Here is a 25,404-nt window from a genome sequence, read left to right as displayed (position 1 = left end):
CCTTCAGAAGTCGGGGGACAGGTCGGCAAGCGTGCCGGACAGGCGGGCCCGGGCCGGGTCGCGGCGGCGTACGGCCGGCAGCGCGGCGGCCCGGCGCCCGGTGGCGACCCGGTTGACCAGGCTGCCGATGCGGTCCACGGTCAGCGTCACCACGTCACCGTCGCGCAGCGGTGGTGGTGTCCGGTCCCCGCGGCGGCCCCATAGCTCGGCCAGGCAGCCGCCGTTGCCCACGGTGCCGGAGCCGAGCACGTCGCCGGCCACCACCCGGCTGTCACGGGAGGCGTAGGCGATCATCGTCTCGAACGTCCAGCCCATGTTGGCCAGCAGATCGCGGCCCACCTGGACGCCGTTGACCGTGGCGGTGCACCACAGTTCGAGGAAGCCCTGGCTGTCCCGGTACGGTGCCAGCTCGTCCGCGGTGACGATCCACGGGCCCAGGGCGCCGGCGAAGTCCTTGCCCTTGGCCGGTCCCAGGTTGACCCGCATCTCGCGGCTCTGCAGGTCGCGGGCCGACCAGTCGTTGAAGACGGTGTAGCCGAAGACGGTGCCGGCCGCCTGCTCGACGGTCAGGTCCGTGCCGCCGCGGCCCAGCACGACCGCCACCTCCAGCTCGAAGTCGCGGGCCGTCGAGGCGGCCGGGAACGGCACGTCGTCGCCGGGGCCGATGATCGTGTGCGGGTTGGTGAAGTAGAAGGCCGGGGCGTCGTACCAGGCCTCGGGGACCCCGCCGGCGCCGTCCACGCTGCGCCGTACGCCCTCGACGTGTTCCTCGAAGCCGACGAAGTCGCGCAGGCTGGCCGGGGTCAGGGGCGCCAGCAGCCGTACCTGGTCGAGCGGGATGCCGGCCGAGGTGCCGGCCGCTTCGTGGCCGAGGGCGAGAGCCGCCTCCAGCCCCTGCCCGACGACGTCCCGCATGGACAGCGCCGGGGCGAACGGGTGGACCCGTTCGCCGGCCACGACGCCGGTGCGCTGCTCACCGGCGTACCGGAAGGTCGCGATCCGCATCAGACCGGGGGAGCGACGAAGACGCCGCGGTCGGGGTCGTTGAACGACTGCCGGGCGACGAACTCGCTCATCGGGTTGGCCGTGCCCCACTGGTCGCTGACCATCGGGTCGGAGAAGTCGTACAGGTGCGGGTGCCAGGTGTCCTCGTCGAGTTGTTCCAGCTCGGTGGTGTACTCGACGGTGTTGCCGTGCGGGTCGAGGAAGTAGCTGAAGGTGTTGTTGCCGGCCATGTGCCGGCCCGGGCCCCAGACCTTCTCCACCCCGGCGCGCAGCAGCCGGCCGGTGCCGCGCATGTACTCGTCGATCCCGCGCAGCTCGAACGACGCGTGGTGCAGCGACGTGTGCGGTCCGCGCGCGACGGCCAGGCTGTGGTGGTAGCGGTTGGTGCGCAGGAACCACATGACCTCGCCCAGGTGCGGGGAGTGCAGGGTGTCGGAGAGCGCGAAGCCCAGGTGCCGCTGGTAGAACGCGACGGTCGCCTCCGGGTCGGGTGAGTTGATCACCACGTGCGACAGCTTGACCGGGATGGACTCACCGGCCTCGACCCGGCGGTGCCGGCGGACCTCGACGTCGCAGGACACCTCGACCGTACGGCCGTCCACATCGAAGAAGCGGAAGCCGTAGCCGCCGCCGGGCGTGCGCAGCTTGTCCGGCTCGTGCACGAGGGTCACCCCGGCCCGGCCCAGCCGTTCGGCGAGGGCGTCGACGTCGGCGTCCGAGGCGGCGCCGAAGGCGATCAGGTCGAGGCGCTTCTCGGCCGCCCGGCGCAGCCGCACCGAGTACTGCTCGGGGGAGCCCTCGGCGGCCAGGAACGCGATGCCGTCGTCGGTGGTCTGCGGGCTCAGGCCCCACGTGCCGGTGTAGAAGCCGAGCTGGCGGTCGTAGTCGGGCACGGCCAGGTCGACGTGCCGCAGGTGGGTGATGAGTCGTTCGTCCATGGCAGGCTCCTTCGGGCTCACGCCGGTGCGCTGACGAGGTGGGAGATGCGGGCCATCAGGCCGGGGACGTCGCCGCGCTCCCGGCCCAGCAGCCACCGGCTCAGCTGCAGCGAGGCGTCGACGACGGCGGTGGCGCGCGGTACCCGCCGGTCGGTGAAGGCCTGCCACATCGCGTCGGTCGGGGCGTCGGCGGCCAGCAGCAGCCCCGCGAGGACCTCGGCGTCCTCGAGGGCCTGGGCGGCGCCCTGGGCCAGGGTCGGCGGGCAGGCGTGGGCGGCGTCGCCGATGAGCACCACCCGGCCGCGGTGCCACGGCGCGCTCAGCACGTGGCTGGAGAACCACGTGTAGTTGACGGTGGCGGGGTCGGTGAGCTGTTCCCGGATCTCGTCCCACGGCCCGTGGTAGGCCTGCGACAGCTCCCGCATCACCGCCAGCGACTCCGGCGGGCTGAGCTCACTGCGATCGCGGGCGTCCTCGACCAGGTACGCGTACAGCGAAGCCGGTCCGGTGGGGCAGTAGCCGGCGATGTAGCAGGGGCCGCCGTAGTAGAGGTCGGTGCGCGTCACGCTCGCCGGCCGCGGGGTGAACGCCCGCCAGATGCCCATACCCGTGGGGGTGGTCGTCAGGTCGATGCCGAGCATCCGGCGCGTCTGCGAGCGGATCCCGTCGGCCCCCACGACCAGGTCGTAGCGGGCGGTGCCGCCGTCGGCGAAGGTCACCTCGACGCCGTCCGCGTCCTGGGTGAACGTCGTGCAGGTGGCCCCGAACCGGATCTTGGCGCCCACCGCCGCCGCCCGGCCGAGCAGGATCCGGGCCAGCTCCGGCCGGTACATGCCGGTGGTGGCGGGCAGGTCGGGGCCACCGGTACGGATGTCGTCCAGCTCGGCGACGAGCGAGCCGTGCGGGTCCGGGGCGCGCAGCCCGAGAGTGTCGAACGAGTAGCCGTGGGCCGACACGTCCGCCCAGACACCGAGCCGGCGCAGCACCCGCAAGGCGTTGCCCTGCAACGTGATGCCGGAGCCGGCGGTGTCGGGGGCCGGCTTGGCGTCGATGAGGTCGACCGAGACCCCGCCCTCGGCGAGCAGGATGGCGATCGCCGTACCGGCGGCACCGCCGCCTACGACGAGCACGGTGCGGACTGCGGCCATGGCGGTTTCTCCCGGGTCTCGCGGCTTGTGACTCACACCACTGTCGCGGGCGGCCGAGATATCAGGAAGACCGATTCGTTGATGCCCGCCATCCACCGCGTTTATGGTGACCCGATGGCGGTCGACCGTGTGCTGGTCAATCTGGACCTGAACCTGCTGGTCACGCTGGACGTGCTGCTGCGCGAGCGGAACGTGACCCGGGCGGCCGAGCATCTGGGCTCGAGCCAGCCCGCGGTCAGTGCCGCCCTGGGCCGCCTGCGCCGGCACTTCGGCGACGACCTGCTGCACCGGGTCGGCAACCGGTACGAGCTCACCCCGCTGGCCACCCAGCTCGTCTCCCGTACCGCCCCGGCGCTGGCGGGCGTCCGGCGGGTCTTCGACGTCAGCGCCGAGTTCGACCCCTCCGTCGTCGAGCGCGAGTTCACCGTGGTCACCTCGGACTACGCCGCGGCCGTGCTGGGCCCGATCGTGACCCGGCTGCTGGCCGAGCGGGCGCCCGGCGTCCGCCTGCGGTTGCAGCAGACCTCCCCGTACGCGGTGGACCACGCGGTCGACACCCTGCGCGCGGTGGACGGCATCGTCCTGCCGCACGGCTTCCTGGCCGACACCCCGTGCACCGACCTGTACGAGGACCGCTGGGTCTGCATCGTGGCCCGGGACAACGACACTGTCGGTGCCGGGCTGACCCTGGCCCAGCTCGGCGAGCTGCCCTGGGTGGTGCTCTACAACCTGCCGACCGCGTTCGCGCCCGCGGCCCAGCAGCTCCGCATGATCGGCGTCGAGCCGCGGGTGGCGGTCGTCGTCGACGGCTTCCTGCCGATGCCGTTCCTGGTCGCCGGCACCGACCGGGTCGCGCTGCTGCAGGAGCACCTGGCCCGGCGCATGGCCGGGCTCGCCGCCGTCCGCGTCCTGCCCTGCCCGTTCGAGGTGGTGCCGCTGGCCGAGGCGTTCTGGTGGCACCCGATGTACCGCGCCGACCCGGCCCACGCCTGGCTGCGCGACGTGCTCGCCGAGGCGGGCCGGCTGCTCGCGGCCGGAGCTCCGGACCATCCACGGGACTGATGGTCGCCATCCACGGTTCGCTCTTCCCCCGGTGACGGCTGCCCGCCCATAGTCAGCGCACTGGATGTGACCCGCGGCACATCCGCCGTCGTCGTCACAGGGAGAGGCATCCGCATGTCCGAGACCATCCTGCCCGCACCGACGGGGGCGGGCACCTCGCAGGCCGGCCCCCGCCGGGCCGGTCCGGCCCAGCTCGCCCTGCTGCTCGCGGGCAGCTGCCTGTCGGTGCTGGGTGCCGTGCTCATCGCGCCCGTGCTGCCGCAGATGACCGACCACTTCGCCGGGGTCGCGGGCTCCGAGGTGCTCGTGCCGGTCGTACTGACCGTGCCGGCGCTGTTCATCGGTCTCGCCGCGCCGTTCGCCGGATTCGTGGCCGACGCCGTCGACCGCAAGCGGCTGCTCATCGTCGCGATGGTCCTCTACTCGGTCTTCGGGACGGCCCCGCTGTACCTGGATTCGCTGGGTGCGATCATCGGCAGCCGGGTCCTCGTCGGACTGTGCGAAGCGGCGATCATGACATGCTGCACCACCCTGATCGCCGATTACTGGTCCGGCTCACGCCGCAGCCGCTACCTCGGCCTGCAGACCCTGACGGCGTCGGTGTCCGCTGCGGTGTTCCTGGGCGTCGGCGGTGCGCTCGGGACGGCGGGCTGGCGTACCCCGTTCTGGCTGTACCTGGTCGCCGTGCTGCTCGCGTACCCGATGGCCCGGCTGCTGTGGCAGCCCGAGCGCGCGCCGGCGGGCGCGGCCACCCCAGGCCGGCGGCTGCCCGGCGTGCCGTGGCGCGAGCTGCTGGTGCCGTGCCTGGTCACGCTGGTCGGCGGGATCACCTTCTACGCCCTGATTGTGCAACTGTCCTTCGTGCTCGACGAGGCCGGCGTCGCTTCCACCGCCACCATCGGGGCGCTCAGCGCGCTGATGTCCGTGGCGACCGCGGCCGGATCGCTGGCCTTCGCCCGGCTGTCCGGGCAGAGCCCGCGGCGGCTGCTGCCGGTCGCTTTCGCCGTCTCCGCCGCCGGGCTGCTGGTCGTCGCGGCCACCGGTTCGGTCGCCCTGATCACGCTGGGCGCGGTGCTCACCGGGGCCGGCACCGGCCTGCTGCTGCCCACGCTGCTCACCTGGGCGATCAACCGGCTGAGCTTCGAGCAGCGCGGCCGGGGCACCGGGCTGTGGACCGGTGCCCTGTTCATCGGCGAGTTCTTCTGCCCCCTGCTGATCGCCGGCATCGGCGCGGCGGCGGGCGGGCTCCGGCCCGCGCTCGCGGTGCTGGCCGCCCTGGCCGGGATCCTGGCCGTCGTGACGCTGATCGTCGTGCCGCGCGACGCCGAACCGCTCGACGTCACCCACGGCTGAGTTATTGGAGCGGTTGCTCTGATATAACTGGCGGGTGCCCCGCCGCCGCGTCCACGACCTGGACCACCTGCTCGACACCGCCGAACGCCTCGCCGCCGAGCTGGGCGCCGGCGGTGTCACGGTGCGCGGCCTGGCCGCCGCGGCGGACATGCCCAACGGCACCATCTACCACGCCTTCGGCTCGCTCAACTCGCTGCTCGCCCGGGCCTGGCTGCGGGCGGCGGATGCCTTCCTGCGGCTGCAGACCGAACTCATCGACGAGGCCCGGCCGGGCGGCGCCCGCGAGGCGGTGGTCGCCGCCGCGACCGCGCCGGCGATCTTCGCCGAGCGGCGCCCGGCCGCGGCCCGCATGCTCTTCACCGTCCGGCGCGAGCAGCTGCTCGGCCCGGGCCTGCCGGACGCCGACGCCGACGCCCTGCACGGGCTCGACGCCCGGCTGGTGCAGATCCTGATCCGGCTGGCCGAGCTGCTCTGGGACCGCCGCGACCGGTACGCGGTGGAGGTCGTCACCACGTGCGTGGTCGACCTGCCCACAGCCCTGTTCCGCCGTGCCCTGACCGGCCCGTCCGTCGACGGCACCGTGCTCATCGACGCCGGCCACCGCCGGCGCCTCGCCGCGGCCGTCCGCGCCGTGCTCGACCTCCCGCCGCCCGCACCACCGACCCGGAAGGGCTGACATGCCGACCCTGCACCAGGACCACCCCGTCCACGTCCTCGACCTCGGCGACGACGAGAACCGCTTCTCACCGTCCTGGATCACCGGCGTCAACGACCTGCTCGACGTGGTCGTGCAGGGCTCCGAAGCGGCGGCGCTGGTCACCACCGGCCAGGGCAAGTTCTTCTCCAACGGCCTGGACCTGGCCTGGCTCGGCGAGAACGCGGACCAGGCGCCGCAGTACCTCTCCGACGTGCAGCGCCTGCTGGCCCGGCTGCTCACCCTGCCGGTGCCGACCATCGCGGCGATCAACGGGCACGCCTTCGGCGCCGGGGCGATGCTGGCGATGGCCCACGACTTCCGGATCATGCGGGCCGACCGCGGCTACTTCTGCTTCCCGGAGGTCGACATCACCATTCCGTTCACGCCCGGGATGGCCGCCCTGGTCCAGGCCAAGGTGACGCCGGCCGCCGCGATCGCCGCGATGACCACCGGCCGTCGCTTCGACGCGCCCGCAGCGGTCGCGACCGGGCTGGTCGACCGGGCGGCCGACGAAGCCGGCCTGGTGGCCGCGGCCACGGAGGCGGTGCGCCCGCTCGCCGGCAAGGACCGCGGCACCCTGGGCAGCATCAAATCCACGATGTTCGCCACGGTGGCGGCCGCACTGCTCGCCGCGGCCCCGGCCGTCCCCGCGAGCTGAGCTGGGGACGACCACCACACCGCCGCCGGGCGCGGCGAGTAGGCGGTCACCCGGGACTCCGGCCCGCTCCGGACGCTGATCGAGCAGCGGGCCGACGTCCTCGCAGCGGTCGATACGGTCACCGGCGGGTGAGCGGGGCGCCGGCCTTTCCGGGTGCCGGTCGGCCCCCGGCAAACCGTTGTCCCAGGGCAACGATGCTTTTGCCGATCTCGGCGCCCGGCGCGGCAGGGCTATGGTTCCTGGATGGCCACCCCGGAATCCCCGCTCGCCCAGAACAGCGGGGCAAGCGCGGGCACGGGGCCGGTGACCTCGGCGGGCGAGGTGTTCAGGCGTGACTTCACCACCGACGAGATCACGGACCTCCGGCACGATCTGCGCCGTCACGCGGCGGCCGCAGGCCTGCACGACGACGCCCTCGACGACTTCGTGGCGGCGGTGAACGAGCTGGTCACCAACGCCGTGCGGCACGGCGGCGGGCACGGCTCGCTGCGGCTGACCCTGGACGCCGACACCCTGATCGCGGACGTCAGCGACCAGGGCTCGGGCTTCGCGGGGGAGCTGCCGGTGACCGCGGGGCCGCCCGCAGCCGACGTCCCTGGCGGTCGCGGCATCCTGCTGGCCCGCCTGCTGACCGACACCCTGCTGATCAGCGACGGCCCGGAAGGCGTCACGGTGACGGTGACCCGGTGCCTGACCGCGCCGATGATCACACCACCCAGCGCCTGACCGGGCGGGAGCCGGCCGCCACCGGCCACATCTGTCGGCCGTGGGACCGGACTGCCCGGATCGCGACGCCGGGCGGTTAGGAACGCCGGGTGGTCCGGGGCGGTGGGCGGTCCCGGGGTCCCGCGACGCCCGGCGGCCCACGACGCCCGGCGGTTGATCAGCGCAGGGACGGCGTGCGGGACGCCCGGCGGTCCGCGACGCCGGGCGGTTGATCAGCGCAGGGACGGCGTGCGGGACGCCGGGCGCCGGTTGCGCTGCGCCACCGGACGGTGCCGGGGACGTCGCCGCGCCGGCCGGAGCGCCTTGCGGCAGGCCGGTCTCGGTGTGGCCCGGCCGGGCGTCGCCAGCAGCACCACGCCGCCGGCCGCCACGACAGCGGCCGAAGCAGCCGCGAGCACCGCCGGCAGCGTCAACCCGGCACCCAGCCCGAGCAGCGCGACCCCGATGCCCGCGGCGGCCACCGGATTGACGATGGTCAGGGCGGCCAGCGGCCCACCCAGCCCGTACCGGTAGGCCGCCTGCGAGAGCAGCAGTCCGGCCGCGGAGAGCGCGACCAGCGTCAGGACCGTGCCGACCACCGCCGGCTGTTCCAGCGCGGCGAGCCCGTCGGCGCCGATCCGCAGCAGCGCGGTCTGGGTCAGCGCCGACGCCGCGGCGAAAGCGATCCCGCCTGCGGTGGCCAGCCGCAGCCCCGGCAGCCGGGCCGGACCCGGAACCGCCCGGTACGCCCGCCCGGCCAGCCCCACGATCAGCGTCACCGCCAGCAGCACCAGCGCCAGCACCTGGGCGTCGGTGAGGGCCTGCGTCGGAGCGGCCGTCCCGACGGCGAGCAGCAGCGCCACCAGGCCGGCCATCGTGGCCAGTGCGCCGCGCCACTCGCGGCCGCGCACCCGTCGTCCGGCGACCGCCGCCCCCACCGGCAACGCCACCACGAGGGTCAGCGCACCCAGCGGCTGCACCACCGCGAGCGACCCGTACGCGAGCGCGCCCACGTGCAGCAGCGCCCCGCCGCCGTTCAGGCTGATGATCATCCACCAGCGCGGCGCCGCGGCGAGGCGCTCCTGCACCACCGCCGCGAGCGCGTACGCGACGGCCGACAGCAGCGACAGCAGCACGGTGGCGATCAGGGCCGCGCTCATGCCGGCTGCTCCACGGCGACAGCCGTCGGCTGGGGGGCCACGCGCCCGAAGACGGCGTGGGTCTGCCGGCCCGGCCACGGGCACACCAGCAGGACGGCGACGAACAGCGCCCCGGCGACGATCCCGTCCATCCAGTAGTGGTTGCCGGTCACCACGACGACCAGCAGCGTCAGCGCCGGATGAGCCAGCCAGGCCCAGCGCCACGGCCCGCGGGTCACCGCGATCAGGGTCACCGCGACCGCCAGGGCCCACCCGACGTGCAGCGACGGCATCGCGGCGTACTGGTTGGTTAGCGTGTCGGTCGCCGGGTCGCCGTAGACCATCGGCCCGAACAGCCGGCCGGTGTCGAGCATCCCGGTGGCGGTGAGCATCCGGGGCGGCGCCAGCGGCAGCAGCACGTGGACGACCATCGCGGCGGCGGTCAGGCCGGCGAGGCTGCGCCGGGCCCAGCGGTAGTACTCCGGTCGGCGCAGGAACATCCAGAGCAGGAACGCGGCGGTCGCCGGGAAGTGCACGTACGCGTAGAAGGTGTTCGCCGCCTCGAGCAGGGCCGGCTGCCCGGCCACCGCGTGCTGCACGGCCACCTCGCCGGGCAGTCGCAGGAAGCGTTCCAGGTCCCAGATCCGCCAGGCGTTGCCGACGGCGACGTCGTCGCGGCCCTGGATCAGCAGGCGGGCCAGCTTGTACGCGAGGAACAGCCCCACCACCAGGGCCAGCTCCGGCAGTGCCCGGGGCCGCGCGGCCGGATCGGCGACCGGCGTTCTCCTGACCAGGCTCATGCCGGTCCCTCCGATGGTTCACGCCGGTGATCGGCAGGTACTTACCGTCGGCGCGGTCGTCGGCGGGGCGTGCGGTGCCCTCCGCCGGCCGGGGCGGCCGGTGGGCGGGGTGCGGAACGGGATGACTCAGCCGGGCGGCGGCCCAGTGTCCGCCGAGTGGGCCGGCGCGGGGATCGGCAGGCCCCGGCTGAGGAGGTCGAGCGCCTCGCCGAAGATGTCGGCGAGACTGCGCCCGGTGGTGCCGGTGGCCCACAGGCCCAGGCTGGTCTTGAGCGCGATGCCCGAGGCGTCGGCCAGCAGCCGCGGGTAGACATCACGCTGCACGTCCGTGCCGGTGCGCTCGGCGATGACCTCGGCCATCCGCCGGCTCAGGTCCTCGAAGCCGGTGAGGTGCTCGGCCAGCAGCGCGTGGTGGCAGCGGATGAGCCCGAGCAGGTTCATCAGGTCGTGCCCGGGCATCCCGGTCTCGACCGACGGCAGCAGCACGGCCCGCAGCGAATCCCAGATGGACTCGTCGGCGGGCCGGCGGCGCAGATTGTCGGCGACCTCGTGGGCCCGGTCCCGCAGCCCGGCGACGATCGCCTCCTCCTTGCTGGAGAAGTAGTTGCGGAACGTCCGCGGCGAGACGTGCACTTCCTCGGCGATCCGCTCGGGGGTGAGGGTGGCGACCCCCTCGTCGAGGGCGAGCTTGAGCGCGGCGTCGCAGAGAGCCCGGCGGGTGGCCAGCTTCTTGCGCTCGCGCAGCCCCGGCTCGTCCGTCATGACCTTGACGCTACGTCTTTTTTCCGGACCAGCAAGTTTTCCAAACCGGAAACTTTAGTGCTGTGGATCACTCAGCCCTGGCGCTCGGAGCGATCTTTCTCGTCGTGCCGGCCGCCGGGTTCGGGGGGGTAGCCGTAGGCGGCGGCCCGGACCGTCTCCTCGTCCTCCAGCCCGGAGCCGATCGCTCCGCCGACGGTGGCCAGGGAGCTGATGATCCAGGCGAGTGTCAGGTAGTCCACGACACGGGCCGGCCGTTGCAGGGTCTGCTCCAGCACGGAGGTGTCGATCAGCAGCGCCGCGGCGAGCAGGGTTCCGGCGAACAGCACGACGTAGGACACCGCCAGGGCCAGGGCCAGGGTCAGGACGGTGCCCAGATTGAACATCCGGGCCAGTTCGGGCGGGGTCTCCCGGTCGGGCTTCTCCCCACAGGTCGTGCGCGATGATCAGCCAGGCCACCAGCGCGATCAGTCCGAGCAGCATCACGACCGTGAGCCGGAGTTCGCCGAGGGCGTCGCCCATCTGCCAGATGGTCTCGGTGGTGAGCGCGAACGCAGCCGTGCCGAACGCGCCGACCAGCAGCTTGGACAGGCCCAGCAGGGCGCGCCCCGGGCGGTTGGCGTGGACCATGCCGGCCAGCAGCCGCGCCCGGCCGGTCAGCCGCGAGGCGACGTAGCGCAGGTCCCCGCCGTGGCCGTCGCCCACCACCCGGTGCACGGCGGCGACCCGGTCCGCCGGCTCGGCCGGTTCCTGGCCGGCGCGCGGAAACCGCCGGTCGGAACCGTCGGTGAGCAACCGGCCGACGAGATCAGGGACGGCCGCGCGGACGGCGGGTAGCTGGCGCAGTCCCAGTGCGGGCAGCGACACCACCGCGACCCGGCGCTCTGCCGAGGTCTGCGCCACCAGCGGCTGCCGGTCGGAGTGCAGCGGCAGGTCGGTCAGACAGACCGCGATGTCCCAGCTCTCGTCGGCACGCCGGCGGGCAAGATCGTCGAGCAGCGCCTCCGCGCCGCCGTCCCGGCGCGGCGCGACCTCACCCCAGCCTTCCCGGACGGTCCAGCGCACGCCGGCGTCCACCCGCCCGGCGAGCCAGTCGGCCAGCTCCGTGCTGAGCTGCCCGGCGACCCGGGCCGGGTGGTCCGGGGGAGTGGCCACCAGACCGACGATGATTTCCGGGCGCTGGTCACTTCGGGTCATCAGATCTCCTCGCCGGTTGCCGGGCTCGCTCTCCGCACCGGCATTCCTCGGTTCGGGCGTTTCATGCGCGGCTCCACCTCCGATGGGTGGATCGGCGGTTTGAGTCGATTTCGGACGGGTAGCCGGGCCCGAATCGGCAAAGGAGGATCCATGGAACTGACGGCCACGACCACCATCCGTAAACCCGCGTCAGAGGTGTACGAGTTCTGGCGCGACCTGGAGCATCTCCCGACGTTCATGGCGCATCTGGAGGAGGTTCGCGCCACCGGTGAGCGGACGAGTCACTGGTCCGCCGCTGCCCCGTTCGGCAAGGACGTCGAGTGGGACGCGGAGATCATCGACCAGGCTCCGGGCGAGAAGATCGCGTGGCGCTCGACCGGCCACGCCGACGTGCCCAACGCCGGTACGGTCCGGTTCGTGCCCGCTCCGGACGGGGTGAGCACCGAGGTCCACGTCGTGCTGGTGTACGACATCCCGGGCGGCGCGGTCGGCAAAGCGGTCGCGAAGTACTTCGGTGAGGAACCGCACCAGCAGCTCGACGACGACCTGCGCCGGCTCAAGCAGGTGCTGGAGACCGGCGAGGTGGTCCGCTCCGACGGCGCCCCGTGGGGCAAACGCGCCCGCAAGGAATTCCCGCAACGTCCGGCCCAGCCCTTGTCGGACGCCGAACTGGAGAAGGGAGCAGAGGCATGAGGGCGAACACCTGGGCGGGCCGCAACAAGGTCGAGGTCCGTGACGTGCCGGACCCGAAGATCCTGAACCGGCGCGATGCCATCGTCCGGATCACCTCCACCGCGATCTGCGGCTCCGACCTGCACCTGGTCGACGGCTACATCCCCACCATGCAGGACGGTGACATCCTGGGTCACGAGTTCATGGGCGAGGTCATCGAGGTCGGGTCCGGCGTCTCCGCGGACAAGCTCCGGGTCGGTGACCGGGTCGTCGTGCCGTTCCCGATCGCCTGCGGCGCGTGCGCCGCCTGTGCCGCCGAGCTGTACTCGTGCTGCGAGAACAGCAACCCCAACGCCGGGATAGCGGAGAAGATGTTCGGCCACCCGACCGCGGGGATCTTCGGCTATTCGCATCTGACGGGCGGTTTCGCCGGTGGCCAGGCCCAGTACGCGCGGGTGCCGTTCGCCGACGTCGGCCCACTGAAGATCGAATCCGATCTGACCGACGAGCAGGTGCTGTTCCTGTCCGACATCCTGCCCACCGGATACATGGGCGCCGAGATGTGCGACATCCAGCCCAGCGACGTGGTGGCGGTGTGGGGCGCCGGCCCGGTCGGCCAGTTCGCCATGGACAGCGCCCGCGTGCTCGGCGCAGCGAAAGTCATCGCCATCGACAAGGAGCCCTACCGGCTGCGGATGGCCGAAGAGGCCGGTCACATCCCGGTGAACTTCGACGAGGTCGACGTGCGATCGACGCTGCTGGAACTGACCGGCGGTCGAGGGCCGGACAAGTGCATCGACGCGGTCGGTATGGAGGCCACCCACGGCAGCGCGCACATCGCCGCGTACGACCGGGTCAAGCAGGCCGTGCGCTCGGAGACCGAACGACCGCATGCGCTGCGCCAGGCGATCCTGTCGTGCCGCAGCGGCGGCGTGGTCTCGGTCATTGGCGTCTACGGTGGCCTGCTGGACAAGTTCCCCGCGGGCGCCTGGATGAACCGGTCACTGACCCTGCGCACCGGGCAGTGCCACGTCCAGCGGTACATGAAGCCGCTGCTGCAGCGCATCGAACCCGGCGAGCTCGATCCGACCCGGATCATCACCCACACCCTGCCGCTCGACGAAGCCGAACACGGCTACGACATCTTCAAGAACAAGCAGGACAACTGCGAGAAGATCGTCCTCAAGTCCTGACCGGGTGACACCGGCGCGCGAGACCGGCCGGGCGTCGGCGATGCTGGGCAGATGCAGTACGTGTCCAGATCGCCGCGACCGCCGCTGGACGGGCTGATCGACGACCTCTACTACCTGGAGGGCACGCCGCCGTACGCCCGGCTGACCCTGCCGGCCAGTCCGGCGGCGTTGCTCATCGTCAACCTCGGTGCGCCGTTCCGCATCCGGGCCGCCGCCGACCTCGCGGCGGCCGAGTACGCCGACGGTTGCGTGGTCACCACGCCCACCCGCGCGTACGAGTTCGGCTACCCACCCCGGACCCGGTCCGTCGGCGTGCATTTCAAGCCGTGGGGGCCGGCGCCGTTCCTGCCGATGCCCGTGGCCGAGCTGTGTGACCGGCCGGTGACGGTGGAGCAGGTCTGGGGCCGGCCCGCCGTTGCCGCGCTGCGGGACCGGCTGGCCACGGCGGCCGGACCCCACGAGATGCTGTCCCTGCTCGAGGACGAGCTGATGCGACGGCTGCGCGAGACCACCGGCCTGGGACTGGTCCGCCAGCTGAGCAGCGTCATCGCGGCGACCAGCGGGGCGGTGGCGATCGGCGACCTGAGCGAGGCAGCCGGGGTCAGCAGCACCCATCTGGCGCGCCGGTTCAAGGAGGTCGTCGGCGTCACGCCGAAGCGGCTGGCCCGCAGCTACCGCTTCGCCGCCACCATGCTCGCGATCGACGTCGGCGGGCCGATCGACTGGGGCGACCTCGCCGGTGGCGCCGGCTACTTCGACCAGGCCCACTTCGGCCACGAGTTCCGGGCGTTCACCGGGCTCACGCCGACCCGGTACGTCGAGGTCCGGCGGCGGTTCCTGCGCGAACATCCCGGCCACGTGCTGGACAGCTGGCCGCTGCCGGCCGATTGATTTCTTACAAGAGCGCCGGCTCACGGCACGCTAATTTGTGGGCATGGGCAAAGTAGTCATGTACGCCTCGGTGTCGGTGGACGGCTTCATCGCGGACGAGAAGGACCAGCCCGGACCGCTGTTCGACTGGTTGACCAGCGGTGACGTCCCGCTGGACGACAGCGGCATGCTGAAGGTGTCGCAGACCTCTTACGACCACACCCGGTCGTACTGGGACCAGATCGGGGTGACGATCGCCGGGCGCCACGTCTTCGACCTGACGGACGGCTGGGACGGCAAGCCCCCGGCCGGGATCGACCACGTGGTCGTCGTGACGCACCGGCCGGAGCCCGAGGGCTGGGACCCGGAGGCGCCGTTCCACTTCGTCGACGACGTCGAGGCGGCCGTGGCCAAAGCCCGGGAGCTGGCCGGTGACCGCCTGGTCGAGGTCGCCGCCGGCGACGTCGGTGGCCAGGTGCTCGCCGCGGGCCTGGTCGACGAGGTGCGCATGGACGTCGTGCCGGTGGTGTTCGGGTCCGGCAAGCGCTACTTCGGGTCGGTCGACGCGCAGCACCTGCTGGCGGATCCGGACGTCGTGATTCCGGGCAACAGGGTGCTTCACCTGCGCTACCAGGTGCGCCGGTGACCGGGTGAGCGCCTCGGGGCCGGCGGGTCAGCGGCGCGACGCGTCGTGCACGACCCGGTCGCGGCCCGCGTGCTTCGCGGCGTACAGGTTGCGGTCGGCCAGCGAGAGCAGGGTCGACGCGCTGGTCGTGCCGCCGGTGTAGGTCGTCACCCCGATGCTGGCCGTCACCGGCAGGCTGCCGGTGAGCTCCGCCCACGGATGCCCGCGCAGCTTCCGGCGCAGTTGCTCGCAGAAGGCCGCCGCGGTGGCCGGATCCGCACCCGGCAGCACCAGCACGAACTCCTCGCCGCCGAGCCGGGCCGCGAGGGCCGGCTCGGCGACGGCGGTGCCGAGCAGGGCGGCCACCTGCTGCAGCACCTGGTCGCCGACCCCGTGCGAGAACGTGTCGTTGACCCGCTTGAAGAAGTCCAGGTCGAGCAGGGCCACCGACAGCGTGGTCTCGTCGCGCACGGCCGTCTCCACCAGCCGTTCGAGCTGCTCGTCGACGTGCCGGCGGTTGTACAGGCCGGTCAGCGGGTCGCGCAGGGCGAGCTGGCGGAACTGCTCGGTGGCCCGGCGTGCCTCGGCGGTCTCGAAGACGGCCTGCGCCGCGTGCGCCCGCATCTCCCGCTGCGCGCTGTGCAGCTGTTCGGTCGCGGCATGGAACAGGCGGTACTCCGCGTACGCGGCCGGGAAGTCGCCGGTCGTCGCGAACAGCTCGGCCCGGGCCTCGTGGACCCGGGCCGCGATGCCGGCCAGCGCGCGTTCGCCGGCCAGCCGGGCGGCCTCGTCCAGCGCCGCGCGGGCCTGCTCGGGCTGCCCGCCGGACCGGTACGCCTCGGCCGCCGTGAGCAGGCACTCCGGCAGCGCGTCACCCTCGGTCACCAGCGGGCCGGCCGGGTCGTCGAGCACCGGCCGCAGCACCTCCAGCGCCTCGGCGGGCCGGCCGTGCCGCAGGCTGATCCGGGCCATGGTGTCCAGGTACAGCCCGTCGAGCACGAGGGCGTGCCGGGCCGCGATGCCCCGGATCCGGGCCACCAGCGCATCGGCCTCGGCCAGGTCGTCGTTCTCGTACGCGGTGAACGCCAGGTTGTTCAGGATGGTGATCTCCATGGGGGCCGCGTCGTGCGCGGTGGCGATCTCCAGCGCGGCGGCGAACTGCTCGTGGGCCGGTGCGTATAGGCCGTTCACGTCGAGCACGAGGGCCAGCGTGATCAGGTGGCTCGCGCGGATCAGCGGGGGCGCGGCGTCGGCGTACTCGGCACCCGGGGCCGCGTGGGTCAGCGCTTCCGCGGCGTCGCCCAGGCACCGGTGGAAGATGGCCAGCAGGCGGTGGCTGCGGGCCAGCAGGTACCGGTCGGCGTGTTCCTCGGCCCACATGTTGACGGACTTGGCGATCCGGCCCTGCTCGGCCACCCGGCCCAGCCGGCCGAGCACGTCGCCGGTCACCAGCTCGGCGCGTTTCTCCAGGTCGGCCCAGCCGTGCCGGTGGGCGGTCCGCTCGGCGCGACGGGCCGGTCCGGCCACCGACCGGAAGTCGTCGGCGGTGCGCAGTTCCAGGTCGAGCAGCAGCGCGGCCAAAGACTCCCGGCTCACCCCGGCCGGGCCCCGCGACGGCGCGCCGGTGTCCGGCCCGTGCACCGCGGAAAGCATCGCGCTCATGGCTGACCCCTTCGGCGGCTGACGGACGTACCTGAGCGATCCGGCCGGCCCCCCCCCCCCGCTAGAGCCGGCGCTTGCGCAGGTGCGGGACGGTCCACTCGGTCGGCGGCCAGCCCGGCACGGGCAGCTTGTGGCTCAGGGCCGCGATCAGCCAGCCGCGGTCCGGGCTCAGCCGGGTGATGAACGCCTGGCTCGTGGCCGACGGGCCGCGGTCGGGTGCGCCGGAGTGGGCCAGCGTGGGCACCACGGTCAGCTCCATGTCGGCGCCGACGGGCTGTGAGCGGCTGGCCGTGGGCACGCCGGCGGCGAGGAACGCGTAGAACCGCCGCCAGTGGCGGGCGCACACCTGGAGCATGTCGGCGAACCAGGGGTCGGCGGACTCGCGGGCCGCCAGGGCCGCGGCCCGGTCGTCGTCGGGCGGCTGGTTCATGCCGAGCAGGAAACTCTGGGCGATGGTCGTGCGCAGGTCGTTGTCGAGCGGCACCCACAGCTCGCGGATGTCCCGGGCGCCGTGGACCTTCTCCGCCCACATCGCGATGGCCTGCAGACTGCTCGACGGTGGGCCGTCGGTGGGTGGGGGCATTGCCTCATTCCTCTCCCGTTCGCCGTGCCGTGCGAACGGGTGATCAGAGCGGGGGGCGGACGACGAACTGCGTCGCCGTGCCGGTCGTCGCGGGCGTCAGGCCGAGCAGCGAACGGTCCTCGGTGAGGAACCGGTCCGGGTAGTTGTGCGAACGCAGCGCGACGACGCCGGCGCGGCCGCGGGTCTCCGGGCAGAAAGTGGCATCCCGGGCGAACAGCCGGGTGCGGTCCGCACGGTCCAGCCGGATCCTGAAGTCGCGGTGCCGCAGGTACGAGCCGGGATAGTTGCTCGACTCGAAGGACACGCAGGAACCGTCGGCCAGGCCGGGCCGGACGACGAACCGGGCGTCGGCCCGTTCCAGAGCGGAGCTGTCCGTTCCGATCCGGTCGGTCCGGCCGCGGAAGTCGCGGTGGCGGACCCGGTAGCCGGGGGCGTCGGCGAGCTCGAGGCTGACCGCGGACCCGGCCTTCAGCGCCGTGACCGGTGCCGTCGCTGGCTGGGTCCTCGTGGGCCGCGATGTGGACCGGTGGGTGGTGGCCGCCGTCGCCGCGACCGGCGGGCGTTGCTGCCGTGCGGTGGTGGCCCTGGTCGTGGCGCTCGTGGTGGGTGGCCGCGACGCTGACCGGGCCGGCGCGGGCTCACTGGACCGGCTGCCCGCGGCCGGCACGGGCAGGCCCGCCGGTGGCGGGAAGGCCGGTGCGGCCGGCAACGGCAGTCCCCGATGCGCGGGCGCCGCGGGTTTTCCGCCGAACTGGGTGAGCGCGACACCGATCAGCAGCAGGCCCGCCAGCGCGGCGCAGAACATCGCCAGGGAACGGTGCCGCTCACCCTTTGTCGGTGCACTTAATTCATCAGATGCAGCGACATTCGCCGATGGATGTGAACGGTAAACAACCGGTGGAGTAAGCGGGCCGGGGTCGGGCGGAAATGCCTGGTACGGGGGTAGCCACCCGCCGACCCGCAACCGGGTCCGGGCGTCGTCCTCAGAGGTCATGCGTTTCCGTTCGCCGAGAATCAGGCCGGACCACGGGAAACCGCGACGGCCGACGCGGATATGCTCCGGCCTCTGCGCCAACTTCGCAACCCTTACATCGCCGGACATCGAGGAATGGTGCCCGCGGACGCCGTCCGTACCGCCTCCGACCGGCGGTCCGAGCCGTTGTCCATCGGCTGCCGATATCGACGACCACCCATTCCGGTGAATGTCGCGGCGATTCCGGGGAAGGGGGATCGGTCACCGGCCCCGCGCCGGGACCGTTCCGGTGGCCAGCAATGCCGACGTGGGCCGGCACAGCCGGCCCGCGCTGTCCAGGTGTGCGCCGGTCAGCCGGTCGTAGGCGGCCTTCATCCGCGCGACGGTCGCCGCGTCCTGCCGGGCGACCACGTGCCCGATGCTCGCCAGCCCCGCGGCCGCCCCCGACCACCACAGCTCCGGGTCGACGCGGTGCTCCCAGACGACGGCCCGGCAGTCCACGTCGGTCAGACCGGCCCGCCGCAGCAGACCGGCGAGACCGTCGCGGGTCCGGGGGAAGTCGTCCGCCGGGGCCGCTCCCGGCGTGGCCGGACGGGTCACGCCGGCCGCCGCGATGACCTCGTCCCACAGGCCCTGCAGCGGCGGCGCGGGCTGCGGCCACACCGTGACGCCGATCCGGCCGCCCGGGCGGGTCACCCGGCGCAGCTCGGCGACGGCCGCCGCGGGCCGGGCGACATGGTTGACCACGAAGTTCGCCACCACCGCGTCGAAGCCCGCCGTCCGCAGCGGCAGCTCCGGAAGGGCGCCGATCACCGGTCGCACGCCCGGAAGCCGGGCAGCCGTCGCGCGGACCATGCCGGGCTCGGCGTCGACCGCCGTCACCGTCGCGCCGCGGGCCGACGCGGCCCCGCTCACCGAACCCGTGCCGCAACCCACGTCGGCGAGGCGAACCCCGGCCGCGGCCCGGACCGCGTCGAGCAGCAGCGGGACGGGGTACGCGCACAGGCTCGCGAAGCTGCGCCGGTAGGCCTCGGCCTTGTCCCGCCACTGGTCCCGCCGGTACCGGTCGTACGACTCGCTCATGGTTCTCCCTCCGGGCGGGCGCGCCCCGCCGGCAGACATCGGATCATCCTGGCTTGTGGACATCGGGTTTGGTCGATAGCTTCGGCGGGACACCCCAGACATCTGACGTTCACCGGGGATGAGATGACCAACCCACGCCGCTTCCGGCGCCGCCTGTCGCTCGCCGTCGCCGCCCTGCTCGCCGCCGGCACCGGCCTGGTCCACGCCTCGGCCGCGCCGGCTGCCCCGGCCCGGGCGGCCGCCGCGCACACCATCGGCTACGACCGGTACTCGCTGACCCTCGACGGGCGGCGCACCTTCGTGTGGTCGGGGGAGTTCCATCCGTTCCGGCTGCCGAGCCCGGGCCTGTGGCGTGACGTGCTGCAGAAGATGAAGGCGACCGGCTACAACGCGGTCTCCGTCTACTTCGACTGGGGTTACCACTCGCCCGCGCCCGGGGTCTACGACTTCACCGGCGTCCGGGACATGGACCGGCTGCTGACCATCGCCGCCGAGACCGGGCTCTACGTCATCGCGCGGCCGGGGCCGTACATCAACGCGGAAGTCGACGCGGGCGGCTATCCGGGCTGGCTGACTACCCAGGCCGGCAAGGCCCGCACCGACGCCCCGGACCATCTCGCCGCGGCCGACGAGTGGCTCACCGCCGTCGACGCCGTCATCAAGCGGCACCAGCTCACCGACGGCACCGGCACGGTGATCCTGTACCAGATCGAGAACGAGCTGGCCAACACCGCGACGACGCAGCGCGCCTACATGACCCACCTGCGGGACAAAGTCCGCGCCGACGGCATCACCGTGCCGATCTTCCACAACGACAAGGGCCGCGAGGGGCGCTGGGTGCCCGCCGGATCGGGCGTCGCCGGCACGGTGGAGGGGCCGGTCGACCTGTACGCCTTCGACGGGTATCCGGGTGGCACCTGCCGTACCGATGCCACCCCGGGCAGCCCCAACACCGCGCCGGACTGGGGCATCCACGGCCCGGGCGGCGCCCGGGGCGGCGCTTCGGCCTCGCCGGACACACCCGGCTTCACCGCCGAGTTCGGCGGCGGCTGGTTCGACTACTGGGGCAGCAACGGGACGTACCCGTGCACGGCGGTGCGGCAGGGGCCCGGCTACGAGCGGGTGTTCTACGGCACCACCATCGCCAACCGGCTGAGCATCCAGAACTTCTACATGACCTTCGGCGGCACCAGCTGGGGCTGGCTGCCGGCGCCGGTCGTCTACAGCTCCTACGACTACGGCGCGGCGATCAGCGAGGCCCGGCAGCTGCGGCCCAAGGCGCTGGCCATGAAACAGCTCGGCTCCTTCGTGCAGAGCGTCGCACCACTGACCAAGGTGGACGCCGGGCCGCCGGTCTCTCCGTCGTCGGCGGCGGTGAAGCTGTACCACAACGTCAACCCCGACACGGGTACGCACTTCTACCACGCCGTGCACAACCCCTCGAACGGCACGACGAACGACACCTTCCAGTTCCCCGTCGAGACCGGCGACGGCTCGTACACCGTGCCGCAGTCCGGTCAGCTGCGGCTCAACGGGCAGGACGCCAAGATCCTCGTCGCCGGGTACGACGTCGAGGGCCAGCACCTGGTCTACTCCACCTCCGAGATCACCACCCACGCCGCGCACGGTTCCCACGGGCTGCTGGCCCTGCACGGCCGCGACGGCGAGGACGGCGAGACCGTGCTGCGGTACGCGTCCGCGCCGACCGTCACGGTAACGGGCGACACCGCCGTCACGAGCACCTTCGACGCCACCACCGGCGACCTGCGGCTCAACTACACCCACACCGGCCTGGCCCGGGTACGCGTCACCGGCGGTGGCCGCCCGCCCCTGCTGCTCCTGCTCGCCGCGGACAGCGTCGCCGACACCATGTGGCGGCTCGACACCGCGGCCGGGCCGGTGCTCGTACGCGGGCCGGCGCTGGCCCGTACCGCTGTGGTCCGCGGCCGCACCGTGCACCTGACCGGCGACACCGCCGCCGCGACCGACCTCGAGATCTGGGCGCCGGCCGGCGTGCGCGCCGCGACCTGGAACGGCACCGGTGTCCGCGTCCGCCCGACCGGCACCGGCAGTTTGCGCAGCCGCACCGCCCTGCCCGGGCCGGAGCCCGTCACGCTGCCCGACCTGTCCGCCCGGCCCTGGCACTACGCGAGCGAGTCACCGGAGAAGGCCCCCGGCTTCGACGACGCGCTGTGGACGGTCGCCGACCGGACCACCACCAACAGCACCACCAGGCCACCGGCCGGGCAGCCGGTGCTCACCGCCGACGACTACGGCTTCCACCACGGCGACGTCTGGTACCGGGGGCGTTTCACCGGCTCCGCGCCCGCGAGTGTGGCCCTGACCTACGGCGGTGGCGGCGCCGGGATGGTGCAGGCCTGGCTCGACGGCACCTACCTGGGCCGGCACGTGCTGCCCAGCGCGCTGGCCGCCCCGCCGACCACCGGCACCGCGACGTTCACCGTGCCCGAGGCGCAGCGCACCGACGGTGAGCACGTGTTGTCGGTGATGGTCCGCAACAACGGCCACAACCAGGACGGCGGCGTCAACGACGCGCACAAGGAGGGCCGCGGGCTGATCGCCGCGGCCACGGGCCTGCCGACGACCTGGCGAATCCAGGGCAACGCGGGCGGGGAGGCGCCGGCCGACCCGGTACGCGGCCCGCTCAACGCCGGCGGCCTCTACGGCGAGCGTACGGGCTGGCACCTGCCCGGCTTCCCCGACCGGGCCTGGGGCACCCGGACGGTGCCGGACACCACGGCGACGCCCGGCACGTCCTGGTACCGCACGTCGTTCCGCCTCGCCGTCCCGCGCGGGCACGACGCCTCGCTGGGCCTGACCATCGGCGATCCGGCCGTCCCGCGCTCCGGCGGGCACTACCGCGCGCTGATCTTCCTCAACGGCTGGAACGTCGGCCAGTACGTCGCCGACGTCGGGCCGCAGCACACCTTCGTGCTGCCGGAGGGCCTGCTGAACCCGCGCGGCCACAACACCCTGGCCCTCGCCGTGACCAGCGACGGCGGCGCCGGGGACGCGGTGGAGGCCGTCCGGCTCACCGACCTGGGCACGGTCCGCGGCGGTGTCCCGGTGGCGCCGGTCCGGGCCCCGGGCTACCGCTGAGCGTCGTGGACGGCGTCCGCGCGGTCCGGCAGCAGCGAGAGCAGCCACGACTCGGAGGTGTCGACGTGCACCAGCGCGGTCGCCCGGGCCAGCACCGCGTCGCCGGCCCGCAGGGCCTGGTAGATGCGCTCGTGCTCGGCGATCGTCTGCACCGAGACGTGGCTGTCGGTCATCCCGCGCCACAGCCGGGCCCGCAACGTGCGGCCGTTGAGCCCGTCGAGCAGCGACATCAGCGACTCGTTGCCGGTGGCCGCCGCGATGGCGTGGTGGAAGGCGGCGTCGTAGCCGATGAGCAGCTCGGCGTCGGCGCTCGCGGCGCGCATCCGGGTCAGCAGCCCGGCCAGCTCGTCGAGCTGCGCCGGCGTGATCCGGCTCGCCGCCAGCCCGGGCGCGGCCGGCTCCAGCAGCCGGCGGACCTCCATGATCTGCGGCAGGCTGTCGTCGCGCAGCAGGTCGACAGCCAGGCCGAAGCCCTCCAGCAGCAGCCGGGGCGCCAGACTGGTCACGTAGGTGCCGTCGCCGCGGCGCACGTCCACGACGCGGGCCACCGGGAGGATAAGGCCCGGGCCGGTGCCGGCCGTCTCCTGGCGCCGGTGCGCAACCACACGTGGCCCAGCGGCCACCCGGAGAACAGCGAGCTCGGATGACCGCTCTCATCGACTCCCACCTGCACCTGTGGGATCCACGCCGGTTCAGCTACCCCTGGCTGGCGGACGAGCCGGCCCTGAACCGCCCGTTCGGGCCGGCGGCGCTCGACACCGGCGGCCACCGGCTCACCGGGGCGGTCTTCGTCGAGGCGGGCCGGGCCGCGGGCCAGGCCGGCGACGAGATCCGCTGGGTCGAGGAGGTCGCCGCCGGCTGGCCCGTGCTGCTCGGCGCGGTCGCGCACGCCGATCTCGAACGCGGCCGGGAGATCTCGGCGGACCTGCGCCGGCTGGCCGCGCTGCCTCTGGTACGCGGGGTGCGGCGCAACCTGCAGGACGAGCCGCCCGGCTTCGCCACGAGCGCCGATCACGTCGACGGCGTCCGGGCGCTGGCCGGGTCCGGCTTCACCGCGGACCTGTGTGTCCGGCACTCCCAGCTGCCCGAGGTCACCGAACTCGTGGCGCTGGTGCCCCAGGTGACCTTCGTCCTGGACCACCTGGGCAAACCGCCGGTCCGCTCCGGTGAGCGCGACCCGTGGCGGGACCAGCTGCGCCGGCTCGCCGGGCTACCCAACGTGGTCTGCAAGCTGTCCGGCCTGACCACCGAGGCCGACCTGGCCCGCTGGGGGCCGGGTGACGTGCTGCCGTACCTGCGGGACGCGCTGGCCGAGTTCGGCCCGGAGCGCTGCCTGTTCGGCGGGGACTGGCCCGTCGCCACCCTGGCCACCCCGTACGCCCGGTGGGTCGACGTGGTCCTCGAAGCGCTCGCCGGGCACTCACCGGCGCAGCGCGCACAGGTGCTCGCCGGCACGGCCACCAGCGTCTACCGTCTGCCCGCCGCCTGACCCGCCCGCCCGGCACAGTGGACCTGAGCTGTCAGGTCCCTCGTCAGGCGTCCCGCGTTCGGTGGGTTCCGCGGCCCGCGCCGACCGTTAGGCTGCTGGACATGGCGACTGACGGCGGCCTCCCCGGCCCGGTGACCGGTTCACCGGGTCCGCCGGCCGGCCTGGTCGCCGTGGTGCGGGACATCCTGGCGGTGATCCCGGCCGGCTGCACCTGGATGCTGCCCGTGACCGACGGCGCCGGGCCGGTCACCGACTTCCGGATCGCGGCCGTCAGCGGCAACGACGGCGACGTCCTCGGGCGCGGCGCCTCCCGCATCGGTGAGCTGCTCAGCGAGCTGTATCCGAGCATGGTCGGCGGCCCGCTGTGGCAGCTGTATCTGCGGGTGCTGGCCACCGGTGAGCCCGCCGAGCTGCCCGGCTTCCGCTATCGGGAGCAGCAGGCCGGCGTCGTCACCGAGGCGCTGTTCGACGTCGGCGTGCATCCGATGCACGGCGGGCTGCTCGTCGGCTGGCAGCGGCTCGACGAGGACCAGCGCCGCCTGGAGCGGACCGAGCTGCTCGGCAACCTCGGCTGGGCCGAGTACGACCTGCGCACCGCGCGCAGCAAGTGGTCCCCGGGCATGTTCCGGATCTTCGACCGGGACCCCGCCCTGGGCCCGCTGTCGCGCACGGAGCAGGCGGCGATCCTGGTGCCGGCGGACGCCGGGCAGGCCGAGGCGGCCTGGCAGACCCTGGACAGCGGGGCCGCCTCCGACGTGACGGTCCGCTTCCAGCCGGGCGGGACGGTGAAGTATCTGCGCATCCTCTCCGACGTCGCTCGGGACGCGGACGGGACCCCGCTGAAGATCTACGCCGTGGTGCAGGACGTCACGGCCCGGGTCGACTCCCGGACCGAGATCGAACGGCTCGGCGACCAGCTGCGCACCCGGGAGATCACCGCGATCGCCGAGCACCGCCTGGCCGGGCAGCTGCAGAAGCTGATCCAGCCGGTGCCGCGCGACCCGGTCCCGCTGCCGGGCCTGGAGGCCGCGGTCGGCTACCTGCCGGCGGAGAAGGCCGTGCAGGTCGGCGGTGACTGGTACCACGCGCAGGCCCTGCCGGACGGGCACACGCTGCTGGCCATCGGTGACGTCGCCGGGCACGGCCTGGAGGCGGCCAGCGGCATGGCCCACCTGCGGTTCGCCCTGGTGGCCTGGCTGTCCATCGGCATCTGCGACCCGGGCGTGCTGCTGCGGCACCTCAACGGGCTGAGCCGGCAGCTCGGCATCACCGGAACGGCCGCGATCGCCACCTACGACCCGGCGACCCGGGTGCTGTCCTGGGCCCGGGCCGGGCACATGGCCCCGCTGCTGGCCCGTGCCGCGGACACCGGGGAGCTGCCCCTGCCCCGCGGCGTGCTGCTCGGCGCGACCGACAACGCCCGGTATCCGGTGGTCAGCGTCCAGCTCCGGCCGGACGACCTGGTGCTGTTCTACACCGACGGGCTGGTCGAGCGGCGCAACCCCGACGGCGGGGACCTGCTCGAGCAGGTGATGCGCACGCTGGCCGAGGTGTCGGCCGAGCCGGGCGAGCTGACCCTCAAACGCCTGCGGGACCTGCTGCCGGCGGCCGGCCCGGACGACGACACCTGCACGCTGGCCGTCCGCGTCCTGCCCTGACCCGCCGGCGATCGA

Annotated in this window: 25 protein-coding genes; 13 read left to right on the top strand and 12 right to left on the bottom strand. The window is 73.5% G+C overall.

What is annotated here, in order from left to right; all coding sequences use genetic code 11:
- Nucleotides 1–3 precede the first annotated feature (3 nt).
- The 3 genes from ACWEOZ_RS17540 to ACWEOZ_RS17530 are packed head-to-tail and all read right to left on the bottom strand — an operon-like array spanning nucleotide 4 to nucleotide 3,091.
- On the bottom strand, nucleotides 4–1,005 hold the full coding sequence (locus ACWEOZ_RS17540) for a fumarylacetoacetate hydrolase family protein (RefSeq protein WP_451911727.1): 1,002 nt from the start codon (nucleotides 1,003–1,005) through the stop codon (nucleotides 4–6).
- Nucleotides 1,005–1,943, bottom strand: coding sequence for a VOC family protein (locus tag ACWEOZ_RS17535; RefSeq protein WP_451911726.1), 939 nt, complete (start codon nucleotides 1,941–1,943; stop codon nucleotides 1,005–1,007). Before ACWEOZ_RS17535 ends, ACWEOZ_RS17540 begins: the two co-directional genes overlap by 1 nt.
- A 17-nt stretch (nucleotides 1,944–1,960) precedes the next feature.
- A complete protein-coding gene (locus ACWEOZ_RS17530; RefSeq protein ID WP_451911725.1) occupies nucleotides 1,961–3,091 on the bottom strand; it encodes an FAD-dependent monooxygenase in 1,131 nt (376 codons plus the stop codon).
- A 114-nt stretch (nucleotides 3,092–3,205) separates the two neighbouring features.
- Between ACWEOZ_RS17530 and ACWEOZ_RS17525 the strand changes: the two genes are divergently transcribed.
- The 5 genes from ACWEOZ_RS17525 (at nucleotide 3,206) to ACWEOZ_RS17505 (ending at nucleotide 7,587) form a co-directional block, all read left to right on the top strand.
- Nucleotides 3,206–4,153 (top strand): LysR family transcriptional regulator, encoded by a 948-nt coding sequence (locus ACWEOZ_RS17525; RefSeq protein WP_451911724.1) that lies wholly within the window; start codon nucleotides 3,206–3,208, stop codon nucleotides 4,151–4,153.
- A gap of 114 nt (nucleotides 4,154–4,267) precedes the next feature.
- Nucleotides 4,268–5,506: an MFS transporter gene (locus tag ACWEOZ_RS17520; protein ID WP_451911723.1), complete on the top strand. Its 1,239-nt coding sequence runs from the start codon at nucleotides 4,268–4,270 to the stop codon at nucleotides 5,504–5,506.
- A gap of 34 nt (nucleotides 5,507–5,540) precedes the next feature.
- Entirely contained in the window at nucleotides 5,541–6,182 is a 642-nt protein-coding gene (locus ACWEOZ_RS17515) for a TetR family transcriptional regulator (protein ID WP_451911722.1), read from the top strand.
- Between the two features lies 1 nt (nucleotide 6,183).
- A complete protein-coding gene (locus ACWEOZ_RS17510; protein ID WP_451911721.1) occupies nucleotides 6,184–6,861 on the top strand; it encodes an enoyl-CoA hydratase-related protein in 678 nt (225 codons plus the stop codon).
- A gap of 243 nt (nucleotides 6,862–7,104) precedes the next feature.
- Entirely contained in the window at nucleotides 7,105–7,587 is a 483-nt protein-coding gene (locus ACWEOZ_RS17505) for an ATP-binding protein (RefSeq protein WP_451911720.1), read from the top strand.
- Between the two features lie 212 nt (nucleotides 7,588–7,799).
- Here the strand turns inward: ACWEOZ_RS17505 and ACWEOZ_RS17500 are convergent, their stop codons facing one another.
- The 4 genes from ACWEOZ_RS17500 to ACWEOZ_RS17485 form a co-directional block, all read right to left on the bottom strand.
- Nucleotides 7,800–8,726, bottom strand: a complete 927-nt coding sequence (locus ACWEOZ_RS17500; protein ID WP_451911719.1) for a hypothetical protein — start codon at nucleotides 8,724–8,726, stop codon at nucleotides 7,800–7,802.
- Nucleotides 8,723–9,505 (bottom strand): phosphatase PAP2 family protein, encoded by a 783-nt coding sequence (locus tag ACWEOZ_RS17495; RefSeq protein ID WP_451911718.1) that lies wholly within the window; start codon nucleotides 9,503–9,505, stop codon nucleotides 8,723–8,725. The genes ACWEOZ_RS17500 and ACWEOZ_RS17495 overlap by 4 nt, the downstream gene beginning before the upstream one ends.
- Before the next feature lie 126 nt (nucleotides 9,506–9,631).
- Nucleotides 9,632–10,267, bottom strand: a complete 636-nt coding sequence (locus ACWEOZ_RS17490) for a TetR/AcrR family transcriptional regulator (protein ID WP_451911717.1) — start codon at nucleotides 10,265–10,267, stop codon at nucleotides 9,632–9,634.
- Nucleotides 10,268–10,338: 71 nt separating this feature from the next.
- Nucleotides 10,339–10,650, bottom strand: coding sequence for a hypothetical protein (locus ACWEOZ_RS17485; RefSeq protein ID WP_451911716.1), 312 nt, complete (start codon nucleotides 10,648–10,650; stop codon nucleotides 10,339–10,341).
- On the opposite strand from ACWEOZ_RS17485, the gene ACWEOZ_RS17480 reads away from it, so the two are divergent.
- The 5 genes from ACWEOZ_RS17480 to ACWEOZ_RS17460 all read left to right on the top strand — a co-directional run bounded on the left by ACWEOZ_RS17480 (nucleotide 10,643) and on the right by ACWEOZ_RS17460 (nucleotide 14,842).
- On the top strand, nucleotides 10,643–11,101 hold the full coding sequence (locus ACWEOZ_RS17480) for a hypothetical protein (protein WP_451911715.1): 459 nt from the start codon (nucleotides 10,643–10,645) through the stop codon (nucleotides 11,099–11,101). The genes ACWEOZ_RS17485 and ACWEOZ_RS17480 overlap by 8 nt on opposite strands.
- Nucleotides 11,102–11,611: 510 nt before the next feature.
- Nucleotides 11,612–12,154 carry an SRPBCC family protein gene (locus ACWEOZ_RS17475; RefSeq protein ID WP_451911714.1) on the top strand — a complete coding sequence of 181 codons (543 nt, stop codon included), beginning with the start codon at nucleotides 11,612–11,614 and terminating at the stop codon, nucleotides 12,152–12,154.
- A complete protein-coding gene (locus tag ACWEOZ_RS17470) occupies nucleotides 12,151–13,326 on the top strand; it encodes a zinc-dependent alcohol dehydrogenase (protein ID WP_451911713.1) in 1,176 nt (391 codons plus the stop codon). The genes ACWEOZ_RS17475 and ACWEOZ_RS17470 overlap by 4 nt, the downstream gene beginning before the upstream one ends.
- Nucleotides 13,327–13,377: 51 nt before the next feature.
- Nucleotides 13,378–14,217: a helix-turn-helix domain-containing protein gene (locus ACWEOZ_RS17465; protein WP_451911712.1), complete on the top strand. Its 840-nt coding sequence runs from the start codon at nucleotides 13,378–13,380 to the stop codon at nucleotides 14,215–14,217.
- Between the two features lie 43 nt (nucleotides 14,218–14,260).
- Nucleotides 14,261–14,842, top strand: a complete 582-nt coding sequence (locus tag ACWEOZ_RS17460; protein ID WP_451911711.1) for a dihydrofolate reductase family protein — start codon at nucleotides 14,261–14,263, stop codon at nucleotides 14,840–14,842.
- 27 nt (nucleotides 14,843–14,869) lie between these two features.
- On the opposite strand, the gene ACWEOZ_RS17455 is transcribed toward ACWEOZ_RS17460, so the two are convergent.
- From ACWEOZ_RS17455 to ACWEOZ_RS17440, 4 genes are all read right to left on the bottom strand, one after another.
- Nucleotides 14,870–16,483, bottom strand: a complete 1,614-nt coding sequence (locus ACWEOZ_RS17455; RefSeq protein WP_451911710.1) for a diguanylate cyclase — start codon at nucleotides 16,481–16,483, stop codon at nucleotides 14,870–14,872.
- 61 nt (nucleotides 16,484–16,544) lie between these two features.
- The gene (locus ACWEOZ_RS17450) at nucleotides 16,545–17,066 is read right to left on the bottom strand and encodes a hypothetical protein (protein ID WP_451911709.1); all 522 of its coding nucleotides are present in this window, start codon (nucleotides 17,064–17,066) and stop codon (nucleotides 16,545–16,547) included.
- Nucleotides 17,067–17,109: 43 nt separating this feature from the next.
- Nucleotides 17,110–17,871 carry an AbfB domain-containing protein gene (locus ACWEOZ_RS17445; protein WP_451911708.1) on the bottom strand — a complete coding sequence of 254 codons (762 nt, stop codon included), beginning with the start codon at nucleotides 17,869–17,871 and terminating at the stop codon, nucleotides 17,110–17,112.
- 429 nt (nucleotides 17,872–18,300) lie between these two features.
- A complete protein-coding gene (locus ACWEOZ_RS17440) occupies nucleotides 18,301–19,122 on the bottom strand; it encodes a class I SAM-dependent methyltransferase (RefSeq protein ID WP_451911707.1) in 822 nt (273 codons plus the stop codon).
- A 123-nt stretch (nucleotides 19,123–19,245) separates the two neighbouring features.
- Between ACWEOZ_RS17440 and ACWEOZ_RS17435 the strand changes: the two genes are divergently transcribed.
- A complete protein-coding gene (locus ACWEOZ_RS17435) occupies nucleotides 19,246–22,242 on the top strand; it encodes a beta-galactosidase (protein ID WP_451911706.1) in 2,997 nt (998 codons plus the stop codon).
- Here the strand turns inward: ACWEOZ_RS17435 and ACWEOZ_RS17430 are convergent.
- Entirely contained in the window at nucleotides 22,233–22,790 is a 558-nt protein-coding gene (locus tag ACWEOZ_RS17430; protein WP_451911705.1) for a FadR/GntR family transcriptional regulator, read from the bottom strand. The genes ACWEOZ_RS17435 and ACWEOZ_RS17430 overlap by 10 nt on opposite strands.
- 95 nt (nucleotides 22,791–22,885) lie before the next feature.
- Here ACWEOZ_RS17430 and ACWEOZ_RS17425 point away from each other — a divergent pair, with 95 nt between their 5' ends.
- A complete protein-coding gene (locus ACWEOZ_RS17425; protein WP_451911704.1) occupies nucleotides 22,886–23,731 on the top strand; it encodes an amidohydrolase family protein in 846 nt (281 codons plus the stop codon).
- A gap of 101 nt (nucleotides 23,732–23,832) precedes the next feature.
- On the top strand, nucleotides 23,833–25,389 hold the full coding sequence (locus ACWEOZ_RS17420; RefSeq protein ID WP_451911703.1) for a PP2C family protein-serine/threonine phosphatase: 1,557 nt from the start codon (nucleotides 23,833–23,835) through the stop codon (nucleotides 25,387–25,389).
- Nucleotides 25,390–25,404: the final 15 nt, after the last annotated feature.

The organism is Actinoplanes sp. NPDC004185, assembly GCF_053603475.1.
This window is presented reverse-complemented; position numbering and strand designations above follow the sequence as displayed.

Bases quoted from the DNA above. Each gene is read 5' to 3' on its own strand.
- ACWEOZ_RS17465 (WP_451911712.1), top strand. From the start codon at position 13,378: ATGCAGTACGTGTCCAGATCGCCGCGACCGCCGCTGGACGGGCTGATC.
- ACWEOZ_RS17495 (WP_451911718.1), bottom strand. From the start codon at position 9,505: ATGAGCCTGGTCAGGAGAACGCCGGTCGCCGATCCGGCCGCGCGGCCC.
- ACWEOZ_RS17510 (WP_451911721.1), top strand. From the start codon at position 6,184: ATGCCGACCCTGCACCAGGACCACCCCGTCCACGTCCTCGACCTCGGC.
- ACWEOZ_RS17540 (WP_451911727.1), bottom strand. From the start codon at position 1,005: ATGCGGATCGCGACCTTCCGGTACGCCGGTGAGCAGCGCACCGGCGTC.
- ACWEOZ_RS17485 (WP_451911716.1), bottom strand. From the start codon at position 10,650: ATGTTCAATCTGGGCACCGTCCTGACCCTGGCCCTGGCCCTGGCGGTG.
- ACWEOZ_RS17525 (WP_451911724.1), top strand. From the start codon at position 3,206: ATGGCGGTCGACCGTGTGCTGGTCAATCTGGACCTGAACCTGCTGGTC.
- ACWEOZ_RS17455 (WP_451911710.1), bottom strand. From the start codon at position 16,483: ATGAGCGCGATGCTTTCCGCGGTGCACGGGCCGGACACCGGCGCGCCG.
- ACWEOZ_RS17445 (WP_451911708.1), bottom strand. From the start codon at position 17,871: ATGTTCTGCGCCGCGCTGGCGGGCCTGCTGCTGATCGGTGTCGCGCTC.
- ACWEOZ_RS17435 (WP_451911706.1), top strand. From the start codon at position 19,246: ATGACCAACCCACGCCGCTTCCGGCGCCGCCTGTCGCTCGCCGTCGCC.
- ACWEOZ_RS17500 (WP_451911719.1), bottom strand. From the start codon at position 8,726: ATGAGCGCGGCCCTGATCGCCACCGTGCTGCTGTCGCTGCTGTCGGCC.
- ACWEOZ_RS17490 (WP_451911717.1), bottom strand. From the start codon at position 10,267: ATGACGGACGAGCCGGGGCTGCGCGAGCGCAAGAAGCTGGCCACCCGC.
- ACWEOZ_RS17535 (WP_451911726.1), bottom strand. From the start codon at position 1,943: ATGGACGAACGACTCATCACCCACCTGCGGCACGTCGACCTGGCCGTG.
- ACWEOZ_RS17450 (WP_451911709.1), bottom strand. From the start codon at position 17,066: ATGCCCCCACCCACCGACGGCCCACCGTCGAGCAGTCTGCAGGCCATC.
- ACWEOZ_RS17530 (WP_451911725.1), bottom strand. From the start codon at position 3,091: ATGGCCGCAGTCCGCACCGTGCTCGTCGTAGGCGGCGGTGCCGCCGGT.
- ACWEOZ_RS17470 (WP_451911713.1), top strand. From the start codon at position 12,151: ATGAGGGCGAACACCTGGGCGGGCCGCAACAAGGTCGAGGTCCGTGAC.
- ACWEOZ_RS17440 (WP_451911707.1), bottom strand. From the start codon at position 19,122: ATGAGCGAGTCGTACGACCGGTACCGGCGGGACCAGTGGCGGGACAAG.
- ACWEOZ_RS17505 (WP_451911720.1), top strand. From the start codon at position 7,105: ATGGCCACCCCGGAATCCCCGCTCGCCCAGAACAGCGGGGCAAGCGCG.
- ACWEOZ_RS17425 (WP_451911704.1), top strand. From the start codon at position 22,886: ATGACCGCTCTCATCGACTCCCACCTGCACCTGTGGGATCCACGCCGG.
- ACWEOZ_RS17475 (WP_451911714.1), top strand. From the start codon at position 11,612: ATGGAACTGACGGCCACGACCACCATCCGTAAACCCGCGTCAGAGGTG.
- ACWEOZ_RS17520 (WP_451911723.1), top strand. From the start codon at position 4,268: ATGTCCGAGACCATCCTGCCCGCACCGACGGGGGCGGGCACCTCGCAG.
- ACWEOZ_RS17420 (WP_451911703.1), top strand. From the start codon at position 23,833: ATGGCGACTGACGGCGGCCTCCCCGGCCCGGTGACCGGTTCACCGGGT.
- ACWEOZ_RS17460 (WP_451911711.1), top strand. From the start codon at position 14,261: ATGGGCAAAGTAGTCATGTACGCCTCGGTGTCGGTGGACGGCTTCATC.